Origin of the sequence: Paenalcaligenes hominis, from assembly GCF_011927625.1 — a bacterium.
GTDB lineage: Bacteria > Pseudomonadota > Gammaproteobacteria > Burkholderiales > Burkholderiaceae_B > Paenalcaligenes > Paenalcaligenes hominis.
This window is the reverse complement of the sequence record NZ_JAATIZ010000001.1, coordinates 625509-647420: the sequence shown is the minus strand read 5'-3', so window position 1 is coordinate 647420 and position 21912 is coordinate 625509. Positions and strand designations below refer to the sequence as shown.

Here is a 21912-nt window from a genome sequence, read left to right as displayed (position 1 = left end):
CCAACAACACAAGCCTAGACCTAAACCAATAATTATAACGAAGCTTTGGGCGGCTCGGTAACTTTACGTATAGCCTAGTGCCTGTACGAGATGCGGCAAGACGGTGGCTGCAGATTGGCGCACATTATAGTCGCTGACTTCGTCAATCGCACTTTCATGGGGGTTTATTTGTATGACTTGGGCCCCCTTTTCTTTAGCCCAATAAGGGATGAGCGCTGCGGGCTGCACCACACCCGACGTACCCACTGCGATGACTAAGTCACAGTTCTCGGCGGCATAGATCGCAGCACGCAAGTCGGCTTCTATTAGGGGCTCGCCAAACCAGACGACACCCGGCCGCACCATACCCTGGCAGAGTGCGCATCGAGGAGGTGCTATACGACGCCCTTCTGCGGGTGCAGGCGTAGCAAGTGGATACAGCGAATAAGGCGTTTTACAGTCAATGCAATACGCTGCATGCAAATTGCCGTGCATATGAATCACATTGTAGCTGCCGGCGCGTTCGTGCAGGTTATCTACGTTTTGTGTCACGATGGTAACAGGGTAATGGGACTGCCATTGTGCAATAGCCACATGCCCTGCATTAGGTACTGCCTGTTCGACACGAGCACGACGCCATTCATACCAACCCCAGACTAGCTCAGGGTCTTTTAAGAACGCTTCGGCCGTGGCCAGCTCTGCTGGGTCATACTGTTGCCATAAACCAACCAAATCATCTCTGAATGTAGGAACACCGCTTTCGGCTGACATGCCTGCACCACTAAATACTACAATCCGACGCGCTTTTTTAATCGTATTAATAATGGGTTCACTAACCATGCTGATTCTCGTTATGATGTAAGCTCTTTATGTATTAACTATTAAAAACCAAGGAGGCAGGTTGCTAAACAGCGGCGTTTTTTTTGTTGCCCTAGGCGGAGCCTGTGGTGCCGTGTTGCGCTGGCTTTTGGGTCTTAGCCTGAACCACCTTTCGCCCGCCTTAGCCATTGGCACCCTCACAGCCAATCTTGTGGGTGCTTTTTTAATGGGCTTAACTGTGGGCGCACTGCATAAAGCCTTGCCCCTATCGCCGGCTTTGCAACTGTTTATTATGACGGGGTTTCTGGGTGGGCTCACCACGTTCTCGTCATTTACCTCTGAAAGCTTCACTTTGCTACATCAAGGCCAACATTTCTATTTTTTCTTTCATTTACTACTACATTTAGTAGGTAGTTTGTTGTGTTTTAGTCTAGGTTGGGTCATTTTTAAATCTTTTAGCTCATAGGTCACCACTATGTACGCCAAATTACGTCTTATTTTTGATAACTTCACGCTTATTTTAATAGGTGTCGTTATTGCCGCAACGGTGTTGCCTGCCGAAGGCAATGGCGCGGTTTTTTTTGAATGGCTCACACGCTTTGCCATTGCCCTGCTTTTCTTTATGCACGGTGCCAAGTTATCGCGTGAAGCCATCATCGCAGGCATGACGCATTGGCGTTTGCATATTTTGGTGTTTGGCTTTACGTTTATTGTTTTCCCTTTGATTGGCTGGATTTTTAAGCCCGTGCTTATTCCTTTGCTGGGTGTGCCTTTAACCATAGGGATGCTGTACTTATGCGCCTTGCCTGGTACAGTACAATCTGCCATTGCCTTTACCTCTATTGCTAAAGGGAATATTCCCGCCGCCGTTTGTAGTGCCTCTGCCTCTAGCCTAATTGGTATTGTTGCCACACCCGTCATTCTTAATATTATGCTAGATGCGAATGCTGGCACAGCAGGGATGGCCGACGCGATTATTGATATTAGCTTGCAGCTATTATTACCGTTTGTGGTGGGCCACCTTTCACGCCCCCTTACTGCGAACTTTATTACTCGGAATTCGCGCTGGTTAAAGAACGTCGATCAAAGCTCTATTTTATTAGTGGTTTACACTGCTTTCAGCTCTTCTGTAGTCAGTGGCCTCTGGTCCCAAGTCCCACCCAATGCACTGCTGGCGTTATGCGTCGTATGTATCGTGCTGCTATTGATCGTTTTGTGGCTAACCCGCTTTTTAGCCCAACGTTTAGGCTTTAACCGCGCTGATGAAATTACCATCATTTTTTGCGCCTCCAAGAAAAGCCTAGCGACTGGCGTTCCGATGGCTCAAGTTTTATTTAGTGGTGCAATGTTAGGGCCAGCTTTGCTACCCATAATGATTTTCCACCAAATTCAATTAATGGCTTGCGCTATGATGGCCAACCAATATGCACTTAAAGCACCCGATGCCGAGCCATCGTATAGTTAAGTTTCCCAGCCCTCATTTTGAGGGCTTTTTTATACACTAGCGCAATCGTTTTATATGGGCGGCTAAGCTGGCTTGGGATAATTCGCCCATACGCATATCCACCACTTGGCCTTGAGTATTAATAAATAATGTCGTGGGTAAGGCTCGGCCTTGAATGCTGTGTAGTAACGTGGATTGACTATCACTTAACACGTGCTCTAGCTCAAGATTTTGTGACTGTAAAAACTGTGTAATCACTTGAATACTTTCGCCTTGGTTCACAAAAACAAAATGCAAATCAGGATGGCGTTTTTGTGCTTCCGCCATGATCGGCATCTCAGCCCGGCACGGTGGGCACCAGCTGGCCCATAAATTCAGTACCAATGGCTTATCAGTGAATGCGTCTAAGTCAATTGGCTGCCCTTGAAGCTGAGTCAAGCGCAATGTCTCTGTATTTATTTGCTGTGGAGCAGGAAAAAAATACGCTGCTAGACTGGCAGTAAATACGCTAAACACAAAGCTAACCCCCACCAATTGAGCAAGGGCTCGTCGCCACGGTTTGTGTTGGTAAGCCTGGTACGCCAATGCCACAAGCAGCACACTTAGGGCTGCTACTAAATGAAAGCCCCCGTCTCGGATATTCGCCACACCCCAAAGGTTTTGCTTGTAGTCATCCCAATACTGCACCACAAAAACCAACCGGCCTACGCCTAATGCCCCCAGCAGTATCCACCAAAGCCACCGCTCTAACCCAAGCTGATAACGCCGATCTAAATACGCGGCCACTACAAACATACAGATAGCACTCAGAAAGCTTACAGCGACTGTGCTTGAGAGTGCTAACGGCCCGATGCTGACCATAGTCTCACCATTTTATTATTAAAAGTAATAAGACCGGTGTAATAATCAGAAGTTCAATGCTTTCATAAAAGCCTGCATTTTAGCGGCATTTTTCATACCAGGTGCGTCTTCTATGGCGCTACTCACATCTAAGGCATACGGATGAATTTGAGTCATTAACTGTGGTAAACGATCAGGTGTTACCCCGCCTGCTAAAATAATTTCAGGCTCGTCTGCTTTGCGGTGCGCTAACACATGCTCTAGAAGCTGTAGATCGAAGCGGGTGCCGCTTCCACCATATGCTGGCGAGTAACTATCAAAAAGCCACGCTTGAGCATTGCTGTAGCGGCGGCACTGTTCAAGGAGTTGCTCTGCGGTTTCTAAGCCAGGAGCACCAACTCGAAACGCACGCATATAGGGATGGTCGAACGATTCGCAATATGCGGGGCTTTCTTCGCCATGAAACTGCAACAAGTCGGGTTTTACGCTGTGCATGACGTCGCGGACAAAAGCCGGCTTTGCATTCACAAAGAGCGCCACACTTTGCACAAAGGCGGGCAAGTGAGCACGCAAATGAGCCGCTTGAGCAATAGACACATAACGCTTGCTTTTCTCGTAAAACACCAAGCCTACTGCATCAGCCCCTGCCTGTACCGCGGCCTTAATATCTTCTGTACGAGTAAAACCACACATTTTCACTCGAGTACGCATAATCACCTCTATGAACCAATAAAAACAGGCTGGAACCCCAGCCTGTCTAACCCTAGATAGCGTTGTTACTGAAATGGATTGCTATCACCGTAACCGTAGCCATCATCACCGTACATACTTTCTGTACCAAATTGAATTTCAGATGGGTCAATTTGGGTTTCCGCTGCTTTGTAGTGAGTGACCATTTGAGGGAAAGCTAAGACGGCAGCCACCATGATAAGCTGAATCACAATAAACGGCACAGACCCCCAGTAGATATCCCCGGTTGTCACACGACGGATGGGCTTGCCTGTAATGTGATCCACGTAATCCTCTTTGGCTGCCACAGAGCGCAAAAAGAATAAAGCGAACCCAAAGGGTGGATGCATAAATGAGGTTTGCATATTAACGGCTAACAACACCCCAAACCAAATGAGATCAATGCCCATTTTATCGGCAACTGGCCCGAGCAATGGCACGATAATAAATGCCAACTCAAAGAAATCTAAGAAAAACGCTAGCACAAAGGTCAGAATACTGACAGCAATCAAAAACCCTAACTCGCCACCAGGCAAGTCAATAAGTAAGCTTTCCACCCATAAGTCGCCGTTAATACCCCGGAAACTAAGACTGAATATAGTCGAGCCCACCAAAATAAAGACCACAAAACACGATAAGCGCGTCGTGGAACCCATAGCTTGTTTCAATTGAGTAAAGGATAAGCGGCGACGTGAAACAGCCATAATAATTGCCCCCACCGCCCCCATTGCTCCCCCTTCAGTCGGGGTCGCTACACCGATGAAAATAGTGCCTAGCACTAAGAAAATGAGGAACAAAGGCGGGATCATCACAAAGGTGACCCGTTCGGCAATCTTAGAAAGCAGGCCTAATTTAAAAAGGTTGTTGATTAAGGCAACCAGAAGTGCAACGCTACCCCAAATTAACAAACCAATGACGATGAGTTCGTCAATAGGTGCACTGAGGTGAGTTTCAAAGTAATACTCGGTACCCAAAAACGCCATAATGGCAGCAATAACAGTCAATACCATCAAGGATTTAAGGCCACGGCTGCCGTCCGGTTCTATATAAACCCGAGCTTCGGGCGGTAAAGCCGGCGCGCTTTTGGGCTTGATAATAGAAAGTATGACCACGTAACTGATATAGGCCAGCGTTAGTATTAAGCCCGGTACAATAGCACCACGATACATGTCACCAATAGAACGACCCAGTTGATCGGCTAAGATGATGAGTACAATTGATGGGGGGATAATTTGCGACAAGGTGCCTGACGCTGCAATCACACCCGTGGCTAAGCGTCGGTCATACCCGTAACGCAACATAATGGGTAAGGAAATTAAGCCCATAGAAATCACCGAGGCGGAAATCACCCCTGTGGTTGCCGCTAACATAGCGCCCACAAATACCACGGCGATGGCAAGCCCGCCCCGGATTGGACCAAATAATTGACCAATGGTATCGAGCAAGTCTTCTGCCATTCCTGACCGTTCGAGAATTAAGCCCATCAGCGTAAAAAATGGCACAGCAAGCAGTGTATCGTTAGCCACGATACCAAAAATACGTTGGGGCAACGCTTGGAACAATGCCGGCTGCATGAGGTTTAGTTCAATAGCCACTAAACCATACAAAATACCGGTAGCCGCTAACGTAAAAGCTACTGGAAAACCTAACAGCAAAAACGCTATGAGGTTAAAAAACATAATAGGCGCTAGATTCGCGATAATGAAATCCATCATACGTCTCCTTGTTGAGCACGTTGACGGTTCTGCTCTAGTGTTTCTTCCGCAATTATCATCATTTCCTCGGTGCTACTGCCCTCTGTTTTTTGTAATGCATCGGCATCAGACAAAGGATCGTTACAGCGCCCCATTAAAAAACCCACACTTCGGATCAAGTGAGAAATACCAGCCAAAATCAATAAGCCAAACCCAACCGGAATGAGTAATTTCACCGGCCAACGGATTAGCCCCCCTGTATTCGATGATTGCTCAAGCAATACATAGGATTTATAAAAATACGGTAGCGAGAGCCAAAACACTAAACCACACGCAGGCAAAAGGAAAAAAACCACCCCTATGATTTCTATGTACACTTGGGTTTTACGACTAAAGCGCTGAGCTAATACATCAACGCGTACGTGCTCATTACGCAAAAAAGTATAGCCGGCTGCCAAAAGAAAAATAGCACCAAACAAATACCATTGCAGTTCTAGCCAAGCGTTAGAACTTACACTGAACACTTTACGAACCACTGCATTGACTGCACTCACCACCACCACAATGAGCGTGAGCCAAGCCACAGCCCCACCGACCGTTTTATTCAGCCGGTCTATCCATGAGGAAATTTTTAATAAAAAAGACATAAGCGTTTATGTAACAAAAGGGGATTCGTAATAGATGCATTCTATCCGCACTGAGTCATGCACTACGGACGCAAACCTGTGAAATTGTGAAGCACATTTAGCTCAAAAGCCATTCCAATTTATACCTAGGAGACTGGAAGAAAGCACTAAAGAGCTTGAGGTAGGTAAGCCAAACTCTGGAGCGTAGTCCACGCCGGCTAAATACAGCCCCTCTGCAGAAAAAGTTGGCGCTGCACGTTTGCGATCTTTATCGCGCAAAAGCTCATCAACCCACGTTGAAGGTTGACGCCCCATTCCTATATAAACCAGTGCCCCCATCAGGTTGCGGATCATATGGTGTAAAAAGGCATTGGCTTCGAACTCGAATACAAACCATGGCGCATGATGATGAATCGTTAGCTGCATTAACGTACGAACCGGACTTGCTGCTTGGCATTCTGCTGAACGAAATGCGCTAAAGTCGTGCGTACCTAATAAACGCTGTGCTGCGTCTTGCATAGCGGCGTAGTTCAGTGGTTGAAACACCCAGCCTACCCGTTGATGCACCAAAGGAGAACGCACGCGTTCGTTACGTAAGACATATACATAACGCCGCCGTTGTGCCGAAAAACGCGCATGAAAATGCTCGGGAACAGCGTGAGCCCATTGCACCGACATACTGGATGGGAGTAAAGCATTTAAGCCCCGTATCCAAGACTCAGGCGTACGCTGGGCAGGTGTTTCTAGGTGTACCACTTGATTTAAGGCGTGCACCCCAGCATCAGTACGACCTGCACACACGGTGCTTACTGGATGGGCTAAAAACTGTTGTAGAACTTTTTCAAGTTGATCTTGTAAAGTACGACCTGACGGCTGGGTTTGCCACCCTTGCCATGCAGAGCCGTCATAACAAAGGCCTAAGGCCATGCGCTGCACTGCAACCACTTTATTTTATTTCCCTAAACTCAACATCATCCGACTGAGGCAGATCATTTTCTGTATTTTTGTCGAGCTTTTCGCGCATACGCACCGCGCTGGGAGAGAGCTCTTCGATAATATCTAACCGACTGGTATTAGTACGACGCAAAAACCAAGCAATAGCTAAAGCAAATAACACCAGTAATGACAGGGCTGCAAGCCACATTGTAGACAGCCAGCTAGAAGAGGCCTGCGCTGTATCCGAATCCCCTGCAACGGGACTGGCTTGAGCCGAGCCAACCTGATTAGCGCTGACCGTTGAGGCGGGCGTAGCAGTGACAACAGCAGATGCCTTGTCTGCGTTGGCATCAGCTGTTTGATTTTGATCGGTTTGAGCTTGGCCAGCATCGTTGGAACCGGCAGTGCCCTCGAGGTGGGCTAAACGTTCAGCACTATAAGCTAGCTCTTGGGCAACCGCTGTTTTTTGATCGGCTTCGACAGTAGAAGGATCGTCAGTAGCAAGCTGTAATCGATCTGTGAGGCTTTGTTCTGCGGACAGCTGAGAATCGACAGGGGCTGATGTCGTTGAGGCCGACATAGGCTCGATAGGTAGACCCTGAGCTAGACGTTGCCGGTAGTCGTCAAACCACTGCAGATGGGTTTGATAAAGTTGACTCGCCTGTTGCGTAGACACAGCAGCAATCTGCTGGGCATCTGGAATGGTTAAGGTAGCCCCTGCCCGTATTAAGTGTAGATTGCCGTGAATAAATGCATGGGGGTTGGCTTCGAGCACAGCCGCCATAAACTGGTGCTGGGAGTACTCATCCGAGCGGTAGTGGCGCGCAATACGCGACAAACTTTGACCGGAGCGCACTTGATAAGTAGGCGCAACCGGTGCGGTAGCTTTGGCAAGAACGGCTGCGCTCGCTGGAACAGCTGCGGTGGATTGAGGCGCTGAAGCGATGGCGCGTGTCTGAGCCAACGCGACTGGCGTAGGCTGCGGCGCCTGTAACACACTGACTTGATGACGTTGTGTTGAGCTATCGGTTTGAATATCGACCAACACATCAATAACGGTCGCTTCGGTACTTTGTGAGGACTCAAGCAGCAACTGTACGGTATTCGCTTGCGTGGCGGGAATGGTTTTTAATCGGAAAGTGGCTAAATCCACAGGCACTGACAAACCTGCCTCTTGCCAAGCTGCGCTGGGTGCAATTCGTGCGGTAAGACTGGCTTGTTCCACCGGGCTAATGTCTTTAATTAAGACAGAAATACGCAAAGGCTGATGCGGCAATGAAGTCACTCTAGAGTGCCCTAACACCGCTGCCTGCGTGCTAAGGGCACCTAACACTGCCGCCGCACCCGCACTCCATAAAATAGCCCGAGTTGGGCGACAGTGTGTAGTCATAGTTAGAGTTCCCCTAAGGCAATACGTAACATGCGACGTAGTGGCTCAGCAGCACCCCATAAAAGTTGATCCCCTACGGTAAAAGCGCTGAGGTAATCGTCGCCCATGGCCAACTTACGCATGCGACCCACAGGAATATCCATAGTGCCAGAGACTGCCACGGGAGTGAGCTCATGCATTGTGCGCTCTCGTTCGTTGGGAATGACTTTAGCCCATGCCGAACCCTGCGCGACCATCTCGTTGATTTCATCCAAAGGGATGGCTTTGGTTAATTTAATAGTAAGGGCTTGGCTATGAGAGCGCATGGCACCGATACGTACACATAACCCATCAACGGGCACATAGTTATCGGCATTGTGACCTAATACCTTGTTAGTTTCTACGCCGCCTTTCCATTCCTCGCGCGACATACCGTTGCCTAAATCTGAGTCAATCCAAGGGATTAAGTTGCCGCCTAAAGGCACACCAAAATGTTGGCGCTCGAGTGCCTCGTCACGCTGCTTGGCTAAGACCAAACGATCGATTTCCAAGATAGCGGCGGCAGGATCGGCCAGTAGCGGTTTGACAGACTGATTGAGTTCACCGTACTGATTGAGTAGCTCGCGCATATGCTGTGCGCCACCCCCTGATGCGGCTTGGTACGTCATGGAGGTCATCCACTCTACGGCATTGTGTTTAAACAGGCCACCTAAACCCATTAACATACAGCTAACCGTGCAGTTACCACCAATGTATTGCTTGATACCTTTGGCTAAGCCTGCATCAATGACATCACGGTTGATGGGATCCAATACAATAATGGAGTTGTCATCCATACGTAGTGTGCTGGCCGCATCAATCCAAATGCCATCCCAACCGGCTTCGCGTAATTTCCCATAGACCTCGGTGGTGTAATCGCCACCTTGAGCAGTCAGGATAATCGGTAGCTTTTTGAGGCTTTCAATGTCGTATGCATCTTGTAATGGACCAGCACCCTCGGCCCACTCTGGGGCTTTACCGCCGGCATTACTTGTAGAAAAGAAAACGGGCTCGAATAACGAAAAATCATTTTCTTCGCGCATACGCTGCATGAGCACAGAGCCCACCATGCCGCGCCAACCGATTAAACCTACTGCTTTTTTCATGAAAAATCACCTAAACAAATAAAATGCGTTAGCCTAATGCACGCAAAACCGCGTCGCCCATCTGAGAGGTGCCCACCACTTGTGTACCTACACTTTGAATATCAGCGGTGCGTAAGCCCTGCTCGAGAACGGCAGCGACAGCGCGCTCGATCTGCTGTGCCTGATCTTCTCTGGCAAGAGAGTAACGTAATAACATAGCAGCAGAAAGAATTGTCGCCAAGGGGTTGGCCTTGTTTTGGCCTGCAATATCAGGTGCTGAACCATGGCTAGGTTCATACAAGCCTTGATTGGAGGCATTTAATGAAGCGGAAGGCAACATACCAATCGACCCAGTCAGCATTGCTGCCTCGTCTGACAAAATATCACCAAAGATATTTCCTGTCACAATCACATCGAATTCTTTTGGTGCACGCACCAACTGCATGGCTGCATTATCCACATACATATGGCTTAATTCTACATCAGGATAGTCCTTAGCGACTTCAATAACGACATCACGCCATAATTGTGAGGTTTCTAACACGTTGGCCTTGTCTACACTGCACAGTTTTTTATTGCGTTTTTGGGCTGCCTCAAAGGCAACACGAGCAATACGGCGAATTTCGGTCTCGGCGTAAAGCATGGTGTCAAACCCTTGTTTATCACCCGCAAACGGGCCGTCTTCTAAAGTACGAACGCCTCGTGGTTGCCCAAAGTAAATATCACCAGTGAGCTCACGAATAATTAAAATATCTAAACCGGAGACAATCTCTGGTTTTAAGCTCGAGGCTTCTGCCAACTGAGGATACAAAATAGCCGGACGAAAGTTTGCAAACAACCCCATAGCCTTACGTAAACCCAAGATGGCTTGCTCGGGTCGTAGCTCGCGCGGCAATGAATCGTACTTCCAATCGCCCACGGCCCCAAATAGAATGGCTGCAGATTGTTGGGCTAACTCAAGCGTTTGTGGCGGTAAAGGATGGCCGTGTAAATCATAGGCGGCCCCCCCTACGGGAGCCTCGACTAAGGTTAAATCGGGTGCAACGGCGCTTAATACGCGTGCGGCTTGAGTCGTAATTTCCTGCCCAATGCCATCACCGGGCAATACAGCTATTTGTGTCATGATAAGTCCTTGATTGTTTTAAGCCAATGCATCTGCCACTAACCAGGGGTGACGCGCTAAACGTTCGGCTTCAAATTGTTTGATTAGGTCTGCTTTTTGTAAGGTGTGGCCGATCTCATCAAGACCGTTGAGCAAGGAGTTTTTACGTGATGCGTCAATCTCGAAATGGAACTCCTCGCCAGATGGACTGATCACGACTTGACGTGCTAGATCAATACGCAATTCGTAACCCGGGAAGGCCTTGACCTCATCAAATAAACGCGCAACTTCGAGTTCAGTTAATACAATGGGTAATAAGCCATTTTTAAAGCTGTTATTAAAGAAAATATCAGCAAAAGAGGGAGCAATAATGGCTCTAAAACCGTACTGCAACAAGGCCCAAGGTGCATGTTCGCGACTGGAACCGCAACCAAAGTTTTTACGTGCTAATAGCACTGAAGCCCCTTGATAGCGCGGCTGGTTTAAAACAAAGTCTGGATTTTTAGGGCGTGCCTCGTTATCCATCCCTGGCTCGCCATGATCCAAATAACGTAACTCATCAAACAAGTTAGGACCAAAGCCTGTGCGCTTAATGGATTTTAAAAACTGTTTAGGAATGATTAAATCGGTGTCGACGTTCTCTCGATCTAAAGGGGCGACTAAACCGGTATGTGTGGTAAATGCTTGCATCGAATTTCCTTTTAGTTGTAGTTACGTACGTCAACAAAATGGCCAGCAATCGCGGCGGCAGCAGCCATCGCTGGGCTAACTAGATGCGTACGCCCCCCCATGCCTTGACGCCCTTCAAAGTTGCGATTAGAGGTAGCAGCACAGCGCTCTCCTGGCTCTAGGCGATCCGCATTCATGGCTAAACACATAGAGCAACCTGGCTCACGCCATTCAAAGCCGGCTTCGATAAAGATTTTATCCAGCCCTTCACGTTCGGCTTGCAATTTCACTAAACCCGAGCCCGGCACAATCATGGCTTGTTTTACATTCGACGCCACTTTACGCCCTCTGGCAACCTGTGCTGCCTCGCGTAGGTCTTCAATGCGAGCATTGGTACAGGAGCCAATAAATACTTTATCAATGCGCACGTCGGTGATGGGTTGCTTTGGGTTCAAGCCCATGTATTCTAAGGCACGGATCATGCCATCACGTTTTACACTGTCTTTTTCTTGATCTGGATCAGGTATGGACTGGGTCACGTTCAATACCATTTCTGGAGAAGTACCCCAAGTGACTTGCGGCGCGATATCGGCAGCATTGAGCTCAATGACACGATCGAACTGGGCATCCGCATCTGAATGCAAAGTGCTCCAGTATTCGACGGCCTGATCCCACATTATGCCTGTGGGCGCATAAGGACGACCACGGAAATAATCAATTGTTTTTTTATCTACTGCTACCAGGCCTGAGCGAGCGCCAGCCTCGATGGCCATATTACAGACGGTCATGCGGCCTTCCATGCTGAGCTCACTAATGGCTTCCCCAGCAAACTCGATGGCATAACCTGTACCACCCGCTGTGCCAATTTGCCCAATAACATACAGAATTAAGTCTTTAGCCGTGCATCCAAAGGGTAATTTACCGTTAACCTTTACCAACATGCTTTTGCTTTTTTTCATTAGCAAGGTTTGTGTAGCTAACGCATGCTCGACTTCAGAGGTGCCAATACCAAAAGCTAAAGCCCCGACAGCACCATGTGTGCTGGTGTGCGAATCACCACACACCACCGTCATACCGGGCAAGGTTGCGCCTTGTTCTGGCCCAATAATATGAACAATACCTTGGCGTTGGTCATTCATATCAAACAGAGTGATACCGAATTTTTTGCAGTTTTTCTCTAGGGTATCTACTTGCAGTTTAGAAATCGGGTCGGCAATGCCATCTATCCGAGACGTTGTTGGCACGTTGTGATCTGCCACGGCCAAGTTCGCACTGACGCGCCAAGGTTTACGTCCAGCTAGCTCAAGGCCTTCGAACGCTTGAGGGCTAGTGACCTCGTGCAACAGCTGACGATCAATATAGATTAAACAGGTGCCATCGTCTTCTTGATGCACCACATGTGAATCAAATAATTTGTCATACAGGGTTTTAGCCATTTGAGTCTCGCCTAAAAAAGTGAATGCGTTTTATTTATTATGCCAAGCTTTTAAGCCGGTACAAGCCCAATAGATATCCTAGTATAAAAAGTAATAGGATTGCATAGTCTGCGACACGCTTTCCTAAGCCTAGATACACCAAGAGCGGCCTAAGCCGCTCTAGAATTACTATCAGCCAACACGCATGAGTTTAACGGCGTCGATTTTGCTCGTAGAGAGGCATTACACGCTCTGCTGCGGTTTGTAATTCGCTAATCCGGCTAGCCGGAGACGGGTGAGTCGATAAGAATTCAGGCGTGCCCCCGCTGCCTAGCGCATTCATTTTTTGCCATAAGCTGACGGCGGCACGTGGGTCGTAACCGGCTCGGGCGGCTAGCTCTACCCCGAGTAGGTCGGCCTCGGTTTCATGCGTGCGGCTATTAGGCAAATTAAACATGACGTCGGTCAGCGTTCCACCTAAATCACCTGCGGCAGAGTTTCCTGTCACAGCAGTCAAAATAGATAGCCCTAAACCCGTGACCATTTGCTGAGACATTTGTTCACGAGCATGTTCACGCAAGGCGTGCGCCATTTCATGACCAATCACAGCAGCCAGTTCATCGTCAGTGGCTTTGGTTTGTTTAATTAAGCCTGAATAAACCGCCATTTTGCCGCCTGGCATGCACCACGCGTTTACCTCGTTACTGTTAATGACATGAATTTCCCAGTTCCACTGCTGTGCATCGGGCCGAAATGTACCAACTTGCTGAATTAAACGCTGAGCAATGGCACGCACCCGTTGGGTTTGAGCGGCATCCACATCTAAGGCTTTTTGAGCGCGTGCCTGACCAATCATTTCTGAGTATTGCTGTAAAGCAGTTTGGTTCAGCTCGGCTTCGGATACAAGACCAGACATATATTGTTTACGCTCAATACCTACTGTGCCAGAGCTTGTGGTGTCTAAGGCGGTACAAGCGACTAACAAACTGGTTACACCAACACCAGCTACTATTTTTATTTTATGAAGCAAAGGAGGCATAGTTTTATTCCTTAACGAGTTAAACCAATATCACCACATTGACCACGTTGACGCAGTAACTGATCCATGATCACAATTGCCAATAAGCTTTCTGCAATAGGGGTAGCACGGATACCAACACAGGGGTCGTGCCGGCCCAAGGTCTGCACCTCGACCGGCTCATTATGTAAATTTACAGACGGCCGTTTGATACGAATGCTTGAGGTAGGTTTAATCGCGAGTGATACCTCAATATTTTGCCCTGTAGTAATGCCACCCAAAATACCGCCCGCATGATTGGTAGCAAAGCCTTCAGGGTAAATGGCATCCCCATGTTCAGAGCCACGCTGTGATACGGATTCAAAACCTGCACCGATTTCTACCCCTTTCACGGCGTTTAAGCCCATCATGGCATAGGCAATTTCTGCATCCATGCGTCCGTATACGGGTTCGCCTAAACCAGTGGGGACATTCTCGGCCACCACTTCAATGCGAGCGCCAATGGAATCACCGTCTTTACGTAATGCATCCATATACGCTTCGAGCTCTGGCACCACCTCGGCATTGGGTGCATAAAACGCATTTTCATTCACAGCATCCCAAGACTGAAAAGGAATCACAATAGGACCAAGTTGGCTCATATAGCCACGGATACGCACTTGGAAGTGCTCTGCTAACCATTTTTTAGCAATCGCCCCCGCTGCTACCGTTGGTGCGGTAAGGCGTGCAGAGGAGCGTCCGCCACCGCGTGGATCACGAATTCCGTACTTTTTCCAATAAGCAAAGTCAGCGTGCCCAGGTCTAAATGTGTCAAGAATATTGCCATAGTCTTTACTGCGCGCATCGGTATTACGAATCAGTAAACTAATCGGTGCACCAGTTGTTTTGCCTTCGTAAACGCCAGAGAGTATTTCCACCTGATCGGCTTCTTGGCGCTGGGTTACGTGGCGTGAGGTACCAGGTCGACGTCGGTCCAGTTCGTACTGGATATCGGCCTCGGAGAGTGCTAGCCCAGGAGGGCATCCATCTACCACTGCCCCAATCGCAGGCCCATGAGATTCCCCAAAGTTCGTAACGCGAAACAAAGTCCCTAAAGTGTTGGCCGCCATAACAAATTAAATCCAAAAATGAGTAAGCTGATTGGGCATAATCATACCCAAATTACTTTGTATAAACACTAAGAAGAACAACTTAAGGCAACAATTTGCTGTTCTGGGCTAGGCGGCTGCATTAAATCCTCAGCCCCCTCCTGCACCTCGAAGGGGTGGCTTAATACTTTGTACAGACGGTCTAGCGGTTTATAGTTACCTTGTTGGGCCGCAATAATGGCCTCTTGGGCAAGATGATTGCGCAACACATACAGCGGATTATGCGCATTCATTTGTTCAATACGGATTTGGGCTGAGTGATGATTCTGTTGACTGCGCAGCACATAACGCTCTAACCACTCGTGTGCTTTGGCGCTGTGATCAAATAACTGTAGCCAAAGCTCGGGTTGAGTTGGGGCCAGTGCTAAATGCCTAAAGCTTAAGGTGAAGTCCGCGTGGTGATCATGCAAAAGCTGCCACCATTCATTAATGAGTTGGCTATCAGTATCAAGCCACGTGTCCCACCCCATTTTTAGCTGCATATTGGCACGGTATTGCTGCAGGTAATCGTGCTCGTACTGCGCTAGTACCGTCTGCAGCTGATCTTCTGTGCAAATATCCAAAAAACAACTGGCTAGACGTGCTAGGTTCCAATGCACGATAGAGGGCTGACGAAACCACGCATAACGCCCCCCAGTGTCAGTGGTGTTTGGCACAAAATCAATCGCAAATTTATCGATAAAAGCATAAGGGCCATAGTCAATGGTAAGGCCAAGTATTGACATGTTGTCTGTATTCATGACGCCATGACAAAAGCCCACGGTTTGCCAATGCGCCACCATTTGGGCACTGCGTCGCACCACGTTGCGTAATAGGTTTTGCACTAGCTCAGCATCAGACTGCAATGCGGGCAAACCGCAATCAGGGTAAAAATGCTCGACCACATAATGCAACAGCTGGCTTAGCTGCTGCGGACGTCCAGCCCAATGCTCAAAGGAACCGAAACGGACAAAGCTGGGCGCAACACGACACACAATCGCAGCCGTTTCAATGGTTTCTCGGTAGACCTTATCGTCAGAGGCCACTAAAGCCAAGGCTTCGGTAGTTGGCACGCCCAGTGCTTTCATCGCATGACTGGCCAAGTATTCGCGTAGGGATGAACGTAACACTGCCCGACCATCGCCCATTCTTGAATAAGGCGTAAGCCCAGAGCCTTTAAGCTGTAGCTCAAGCGGCCCGTGTGCAGTTTCTATGGCTCCTAACAAATGGGCACGCCCATCGCCTAGTTGCCCCGCCCAGTGCCCAAATTGATGCCCACTATAGACCGCGGCTAAGGTCTGGCCAGGTTCAAGCGCTTGATTGCCTGACATGATTGCTAAGAACTCTGCATGCTGTACACACTCGGCGCTAATGCCTAAGCGTTGAGCTAAGTCCATGTTGACATGGAGCAATCGCGGTGCGTTTAAACCTTGAGGATCTAGCCGTGTATAAAATGCACTTCCTAGCTCTGCGTAGGTGTGACTGTAAGTCAACGCGTCGAAACAGCTTTTCATAAAGACTCCTAGCGCAGAGATTGCACTTTTTTATTTTGTTTAGCTGCTTTTTTTGCAGGCCATAAATAAAACATAGCGCACACGTAAAAAATCAAAGACAGCACAATTTCTATACATGCCATTTTCACAGACAATGGGTTTGGGTCGGACCAAGCCCGTGTCACCCCTTCCATAAAATACAATAGCATTAACATCGAGGACCATTGCAATGTATAAACGTTACCTTTTAAGACACCACGTAACGGCAACAGTAAAGGCAAGACTTTAAGCGCTAAGTACGAACCACCGGGGCGTATTGGCGCAATAAAAAGCTCCCAAGCAAGACAAAGAATAATTAAGCCTACGAGCGATAGCGCTGCAAGCCGATACAAAATAGGGTTTAATTGAACATTCATACTGGTATGATCACAGAAAGCAAAGCTTTTATATAAACGACTCGGGTCACTTTTTATTTGCTTGGAGTTTAACGTTATGACAACGCCAGAGCCTAGCGCTCAGTCCACTAGAAAACACACATCGCATACCGCTTGGTTAACTCAGAGTGTCGATACGCTGTTATTTATAGTGACACGAATACTGCAGCGTAACATTACGCAAGTGGCCTCCAGTCTAACCTTTACTACCATTTTAGCCATAGTGCCCTTATTAGCCGTAGTGTTGTCGTTATTCACTGCTTTTCCCCTTTTTGACGACTTTAGGGCGGCGCTCCAAGAATTTTTAAGCTCAACCTTAATGCCAGCGGCTGTGTCCAGCACAGTCATGGAAAACCTCAACCAGTTTGCAGCCAAAGCATCCAGTCTGACAGCCGTCGGTAGCTTATTTTTAATTGTGACATCCATCATGCTGATGTCCACTATCGATCAAACGTTTAATGACATTTGGTATGTCACGGAAAAGCGCCCTTTAATGCATCGTGTTCTGGTGTATTGGGCTATTTTATCTTTAGGGCCCATTTTGGCAGGGGCAAGTATTTGGGCTAGTACTGTATTAGCCCAGGATTCGTTAGGTCATATCAGCACACTGTCATTCCTAAGCTCTTTTGCGCTGTCCTATATCCCTTTTATTTTAACGGCCCTAGCGTTTAGCGCCCTATTTGCCTATGTGCCAAACCGACGTGTTTTGTGGCGTGATGCATTTGTGGGCGGTGTATTTACTACGTTTGCCTTAGAAATCCTTAAATCCGGATTTGCCTTTTATCTAAAACAGTTTCCTACCTACACACTCATTTATGGGGCTTTTGCTACTGTTCCTATTTTCTTAATGTGGGTATATTTATCTTGGTTAGTGGTGTTGGTCGGGGCCAGTCTCGTGGCTATTTTGCCTAATTTGCGCCGTCGAGCATGGACTACATCCAATCACGCTGGCGCCCCGTTTTTAAATGCCTTGTCTGTTTTAGAATTATTGTGGGAGCAACGTAACGCCGTGCCTTCTGGCCTCAACTTACATCAAATTAGCTTACAGTTGCGGCGCGATCCAGCAAACCTACACGAATTACTAAAAAACTTAAAAAAAGACGGGTACGCCGTTAATACCATAGAAAATGAAGACGAACGCTGGGTGCTCAGCTGTGACCCAGCTATTACCCCGTTAGCCCCCTTGGTTGATGCACTGCTTATTGACCGCGCCCAAGCCGATACCCCAGTGGCCCACAGCATAGTTAATCTGATTGATCTTACCGTCGCTAACCCAGACCTTACTTTAGAGTCGCTTTTTTCCGAGCCTAAACAACTCAAAAAGCTCAGCCAATGCTTAGAACATCACGTCTTTACTAGATCAAATCCCTTAGGAGTCACTACACATGCTGAAAGTCAGTGAAATTTTGCGCGTTAAAGGGGATATCCTTTACACCTCTACCCCCGACACCCCCATCAGCACAGCCATAGAAATCATGAGCGAGCAAGATGTGGGCTCGCTGGTCATTATGGATCACGGTGAATTAGTCGGTATGCTCACATTCAGAGAAATCATGCGTCATCTGCATGCGCATGGGACTGATGGGTATAACTACACCATTCGTAGCATTATGAATGATGCCCCTATTAGTGTGACACCCAACACAAGCGCCAACGAAGTGCAACGGTTAATGCTAGCCAAGCACGCGCGCTATCTTCCCGTGATGGATGGCCCACTATTATTAGGCGTTATTTCTTTTTATGATTTAGCCAAAGCCTTAGTCGAAGCAGAGAAGTTTGAAAACAAAATGCTTAAAGCCTACATTCGTGACTGGCCCACCGATAGCCTACCTGACTAATTTCATTCACCTGATAGGCCACTTTTAGCTTGCTCAAAGTGGCTTTTTTTTATAGCGAGTTCTCATGAGTCTCTTAGCGCAAAAATACCAATTATCCGCTCCTATCGTTCAAGCACCAATGGCTGGCGTCAGCACCGTTGAGTTAGCCACGGCTGTGACTCGTGCTGGGGGTATCGGCTCTTTGGGTTTAGGGCATTTAGATATAGAGACCGCGCGCGCTCACATTCAAGCACTCAAACTCGCCACAGACGGACCTATTAACGTTAATTTTTTCTGCCATCAACCTGAAACCCAAAACCTTGAACGCGAGCTACATTGGTTGTATTTATTAACCCCTTATTTCAACGAGTTCGACAGCGCGCCGCCCTCATCCCTTGGCAAAGGCTATGACAGCGCATGGCAGAACCCTGCCTTAATTCAAATGCTCTGCGAAGAAAAACCCACCATTGTGAGCTTTCATTTTGGCCTACCAGAGCCCAGCGCGATCATTCAATTAAAAGCAGCAGGTATCGATATTTGGGGTTGTGCCACTAGCTTAGCGGAAGCTAAGTTTCTAGAACAATCCGGAGTAGACGCTATCATTGCCCAAGGTATAGAAGCTGGCGGTCACCGGGGCTTGTTCAACCCTTTAATTGAATCAGAATTAAGTCTAACGAGCTTATTAGGGCAACTGCATCAACACATTCATTTGCCTCTGATTGCCGCTGGTGGTGTGATGACAGGCGCTCAGGTGGCGGCTGTGCAATTGCAAGGAGCCGATTTAGCTCAACTTGGTACGGCTTTCATTGCTTGCCCAGAATCGGCAGCTGACTCAGCATACCGCGCTGCCTTACTTAGCCAACGTGCCTATGACACGGCTATTACCCCTGTTATTTCAGGGCGGCCCGCGCGTGGCTTACGTAATCGCATGCATACTGAAATTGCGGCTTTGATTGCCGATCTCCCCGCATACCCTGTGGCTTACAATGCCGCTAAAGCGCTGCACCAAGTAGCAAGCGCAGCGGAAAATTATGATTTTGCAGCCCACTGGGCAGGTCAAGGCGCGCCGTTAGCTCGGGCTTTGCCAGCAACTGACTTGTTTAACCAACTGCGTACCGAATACATCCACGCAAAACAACGGTTGGAAGCCTAATTCGCACGCTGCAATTGGTGCCAAGCCTCTAGTAAGACCGTAGCGTCGTTGCGTTCCATTTGAACAGGGTCTGATAAATGGCGCCGCCATTGTCTGGCCCCTTGTTTACCATGCGCCCACCCTAACAGCGCTTTAGTAATCTGACGTGGCCGTGTTCCGGCTTGGATTTCAGCCGATAAATAAGCATGCATGGCGTCTATGACCTCTTCATCACTTAGACGCACCTCATTAGGCCAAATTTGATCATGAATAAGCCCCAAGATGGCTGGTGTGTGCCACGCGGCTCGCCCTAACATCACCCCCTCGAAGTGTTGCAGGTGTTGCATGCTGTCTTCGACAGTGTTGATCCCGCCGTTTAAGACAAAGGTTGCATCAGGAAAATCTTGCGTTAGTTGTGTTGCCATGTCATAGCGTAGCGGCGGTACCTCGCGGTTTTCTTTTGGCGATAAACCTTTAAGGACTGCATTACGAGCATGCACAATAAATACACGAACCCCAGCCTCGTACTGAATGGCGACAAAATCTTTCACAAATTCATAACTATAATCATAGTCTAAGCCCAAGCGGTGTTTTAAGGTCACAGGGATAGAGACCGTGTCTTGCATGGCTTTCACACAGTCAGCCACATGGTGAGCCTGACTCATTAAAATGGCACCAAATGCCCCTTGGAGCACCCGATCCGAAGGGCAGCCGCAGTTCAAGTTAATTTCATCGTAGCCCCACTGCTCGCCCAGCTTTGCACTGTAAGCCAGAGCCTTGGGGTCGCTCCCGCCTAACTGCAACGCCACAGGATGCTCGGACGGATCAAAGCGCAAATGACGACCCACATCACCATATTCCAAAGCGCCTGTGGTGATCATCTCGGTATAAAGGCGCGCTTTAGGGGCCAACAAACGATGAAAATAGCGACAATAACGATCTGTCACATCAATCATAGGAGCAACACAAAGTGCCCAAGGACTGGGGGCTGTTATCTGGCTGGCTTGGCTCATGGCCTGATTTGACTGTAGACTCACAACATACCTATATCTTTATAATCAAAAACCTAAGGTTTGCATTAGGTTTTATACGTGCTCTTTCTTATAATAGCGACTGCTTTTATTGTCACCACTTTTTATTCAATTAATTATTTTAACAACACAAGATGGCTGTTTTTACTACCGTAACCGATGCTGACGCACGCGATTTATTGCAACACTACCATTTAGGAGAGATGGTTTCTTTACGAGGCATCAGCGCCGGTATTGAAAACACCAACTACTTTCTAACCACTACAACGGGCGATTACGTATTGACCTTGTTCGAGGTGTTGACCTATGAGCAATTGCCTTTTTATATAGAGCTGATGCATCATTTAGCCCAAAAAGGCTTGCCTGTGCCTTCACCGCAAACCTTAAAAAATGGTCAGCGTTTGACACGGCTGCATGGTAAACCCTGCGCCATTGTATCGCGTTTAGCAGGCAGCTTTGTACCTGAACCCACAACTCAACATTGTGCGTTAGCCGCCACAACCCTAGCACAAACGCATCTGGCTGCCCAAGATTACCCCTTATTTCAACCTAATCTGCGCAGTCTAAGCTGGTGGGAAAAGACCATTCCGCTTGTGCTGGAGTTTTTAAATCCCACTCAAAAAGCATTATTAGAAAGCAGCCTCAAAGAACAGCAGGTGCTCTTTGCCAGTCCTTTGTATGAAAGCCTGCCCGCCGGCCCCGCGCACTGCGACTTATTCAGAGATAACGTGCTTTTTGCTGGCACTGCTGAAGCCCCTGTGATGGGTGGGTTCATTGATTTTTACTTTGCTGGATGCGATAAATGGCTGTTTGATGTAGCTGTCAGTGTCAACGATTGGTGTATTGTGCGTGACACAGGCGAGTTTCAGCTAGATTTAGTTAAGTCTTGGGTTAGCGCCTATAACGCGATACGTCCTTTTACCCAGGCAGAAAAAGACGCCTGGCCGTTATTACTAGAGGCCGCCGCCTTACGTTTTTGGGTATCACGTTTGTATGATTTTTATCATCCACGCCCAGCGCAAAGCCTCAAGCCGCATGATCCCACCCATTTTGAACGGGTACTAACTCAGCGCAAAGCCACTGTGTACTCACTTGACGAACTACTAGGGTAAGC

22 protein-coding genes are annotated in these 21912 nt (G+C 48.1%); 6 read left to right on the top strand and 16 right to left on the bottom strand.

Annotated elements, in window-relative coordinates:
• Nucleotides 1-63: 63 nt before the first annotated feature.
• Complete coding sequence (locus GGR41_RS03115; protein ID WP_167660595.1) at nucleotides 64-819, bottom strand: SIR2 family NAD-dependent protein deacylase; 756 nt, start codon at nucleotides 817-819, stop codon at nucleotides 64-66.
• A gap of 61 nt (nucleotides 820-880) precedes the next feature.
• Between GGR41_RS03115 and crcB the strand changes: the two genes are divergently transcribed.
• Nucleotides 881-1264, top strand: a complete 384-nt coding sequence (crcB, locus tag GGR41_RS03110) for a fluoride efflux transporter CrcB (protein WP_167660594.1) — start codon at nucleotides 881-883, stop codon at nucleotides 1262-1264.
• 9 nt (nucleotides 1265-1273) lie between these two features.
• Nucleotides 1274-2263, top strand: coding sequence for a bile acid:sodium symporter family protein (locus GGR41_RS03105; RefSeq protein ID WP_167660593.1), 990 nt, complete (start codon nucleotides 1274-1276; stop codon nucleotides 2261-2263).
• A gap of 36 nt (nucleotides 2264-2299) precedes the next feature.
• On the opposite strand, the gene GGR41_RS03100 is transcribed toward GGR41_RS03105, so the two are convergent.
• The 14 genes from GGR41_RS03100 to GGR41_RS03035 form a co-directional block, all read right to left on the bottom strand.
• Nucleotides 2300-3103: a TlpA disulfide reductase family protein gene (locus GGR41_RS03100; RefSeq protein WP_167660592.1), complete on the bottom strand. Its 804-nt coding sequence runs from the start codon at nucleotides 3101-3103 to the stop codon at nucleotides 2300-2302.
• Between the two features lie 45 nt (nucleotides 3104-3148).
• Entirely contained in the window at nucleotides 3149-3793 is a 645-nt protein-coding gene (locus tag GGR41_RS03095) for a phosphoribosylanthranilate isomerase (protein ID WP_167660591.1), read from the bottom strand.
• Nucleotides 3794-3858: 65 nt separating this feature from the next.
• On the bottom strand, nucleotides 3859-5523 hold the full coding sequence (locus GGR41_RS03090; RefSeq protein ID WP_167660777.1) for a TRAP transporter large permease: 1665 nt from the start codon (nucleotides 5521-5523) through the stop codon (nucleotides 3859-3861).
• Nucleotides 5523-6152 carry a TRAP transporter small permease subunit gene (locus GGR41_RS03085; protein ID WP_167660590.1) on the bottom strand — a complete coding sequence of 210 codons (630 nt, stop codon included), beginning with the start codon at nucleotides 6150-6152 and terminating at the stop codon, nucleotides 5523-5525. Before GGR41_RS03085 ends, GGR41_RS03090 begins: the two co-directional genes overlap by 1 nt.
• Before the next feature lie 102 nt (nucleotides 6153-6254).
• Nucleotides 6255-7067, bottom strand: coding sequence for a tRNA pseudouridine(38-40) synthase TruA (truA, locus tag GGR41_RS03080; RefSeq protein WP_167660776.1), 813 nt, complete (start codon nucleotides 7065-7067; stop codon nucleotides 6255-6257).
• Nucleotides 7068-7077: 10 nt separating this feature from the next.
• On the bottom strand, nucleotides 7078-8457 hold the full coding sequence (locus tag GGR41_RS03075; protein ID WP_167660589.1) for a type IV pilus assembly protein FimV: 1380 nt from the start codon (nucleotides 8455-8457) through the stop codon (nucleotides 7078-7080).
• 2 nt (nucleotides 8458-8459) lie between these two features.
• Nucleotides 8460-9581, bottom strand: a complete 1122-nt coding sequence (gene asd, locus GGR41_RS03070; protein ID WP_167660588.1) for an aspartate-semialdehyde dehydrogenase — start codon at nucleotides 9579-9581, stop codon at nucleotides 8460-8462.
• A gap of 28 nt (nucleotides 9582-9609) precedes the next feature.
• Entirely contained in the window at nucleotides 9610-10683 is a 1074-nt protein-coding gene (gene leuB / locus GGR41_RS03065) for a 3-isopropylmalate dehydrogenase (protein WP_167660587.1), read from the bottom strand.
• A gap of 18 nt (nucleotides 10684-10701) precedes the next feature.
• Nucleotides 10702-11352 (bottom strand): 3-isopropylmalate dehydratase small subunit, encoded by a 651-nt coding sequence (leuD, locus tag GGR41_RS03060; RefSeq protein ID WP_077733231.1) that lies wholly within the window; start codon nucleotides 11350-11352, stop codon nucleotides 10702-10704.
• Between the two features lie 11 nt (nucleotides 11353-11363).
• Nucleotides 11364-12767, bottom strand: a complete 1404-nt coding sequence (gene leuC / locus GGR41_RS03055; RefSeq protein ID WP_167660586.1) for a 3-isopropylmalate dehydratase large subunit — start codon at nucleotides 12765-12767, stop codon at nucleotides 11364-11366.
• Between the two features lie 190 nt (nucleotides 12768-12957).
• Nucleotides 12958-13785 carry a M48 family metallopeptidase gene (locus GGR41_RS03050; protein WP_167660585.1) on the bottom strand — a complete coding sequence of 276 codons (828 nt, stop codon included), beginning with the start codon at nucleotides 13783-13785 and terminating at the stop codon, nucleotides 12958-12960.
• 11 nt (nucleotides 13786-13796) lie between these two features.
• Complete coding sequence (aroC, locus tag GGR41_RS03045) at nucleotides 13797-14873, bottom strand: chorismate synthase (RefSeq protein ID WP_077733233.1); 1077 nt, start codon at nucleotides 14871-14873, stop codon at nucleotides 13797-13799.
• Nucleotides 14874-14941: 68 nt separating this feature from the next.
• Entirely contained in the window at nucleotides 14942-16405 is a 1464-nt protein-coding gene (locus tag GGR41_RS03040; protein WP_167660584.1) for a protein adenylyltransferase SelO, read from the bottom strand.
• Nucleotides 16406-16413: 8 nt separating this feature from the next.
• Nucleotides 16414-16800 carry a DUF2069 domain-containing protein gene (locus tag GGR41_RS03035; RefSeq protein WP_077733235.1) on the bottom strand — a complete coding sequence of 129 codons (387 nt, stop codon included), beginning with the start codon at nucleotides 16798-16800 and terminating at the stop codon, nucleotides 16414-16416.
• 76 nt (nucleotides 16801-16876) lie between these two features.
• Here GGR41_RS03035 and GGR41_RS03030 point away from each other — a divergent pair, with 76 nt between their 5' ends.
• The 3 genes from GGR41_RS03030 to GGR41_RS03020 all read left to right on the top strand — a co-directional run bounded on the left by GGR41_RS03030 (nucleotide 16877) and on the right by GGR41_RS03020 (nucleotide 19788).
• Nucleotides 16877-18220: a YihY family inner membrane protein gene (locus GGR41_RS03030; RefSeq protein ID WP_167660583.1), complete on the top strand. Its 1344-nt coding sequence runs from the start codon at nucleotides 16877-16879 to the stop codon at nucleotides 18218-18220.
• Nucleotides 18204-18656 (top strand): CBS domain-containing protein, encoded by a 453-nt coding sequence (locus tag GGR41_RS03025; protein ID WP_167660582.1) that lies wholly within the window; start codon nucleotides 18204-18206, stop codon nucleotides 18654-18656. Before GGR41_RS03030 ends, GGR41_RS03025 begins: the two co-directional genes overlap by 17 nt.
• A gap of 64 nt (nucleotides 18657-18720) precedes the next feature.
• On the top strand, nucleotides 18721-19788 hold the full coding sequence (locus tag GGR41_RS03020; RefSeq protein WP_167660581.1) for an NAD(P)H-dependent flavin oxidoreductase: 1068 nt from the start codon (nucleotides 18721-18723) through the stop codon (nucleotides 19786-19788).
• Here GGR41_RS03020 and dusA read toward each other — a convergent pair.
• Nucleotides 19785-20780 carry a tRNA dihydrouridine(20/20a) synthase DusA gene (dusA, locus tag GGR41_RS03015; protein WP_209279739.1) on the bottom strand — a complete coding sequence of 332 codons (996 nt, stop codon included), beginning with the start codon at nucleotides 20778-20780 and terminating at the stop codon, nucleotides 19785-19787. The two genes, GGR41_RS03020 and dusA, sit on opposite strands and share 4 nt — an antisense overlap.
• A 152-nt stretch (nucleotides 20781-20932) precedes the next feature.
• Between dusA and GGR41_RS03010 the strand changes: the two genes are divergently transcribed.
• Nucleotides 20933-21910 carry a homoserine kinase gene (locus GGR41_RS03010; RefSeq protein WP_167660580.1) on the top strand — a complete coding sequence of 326 codons (978 nt, stop codon included), beginning with the start codon at nucleotides 20933-20935 and terminating at the stop codon, nucleotides 21908-21910.
• Nucleotides 21911-21912: the final 2 nt, after the last annotated feature.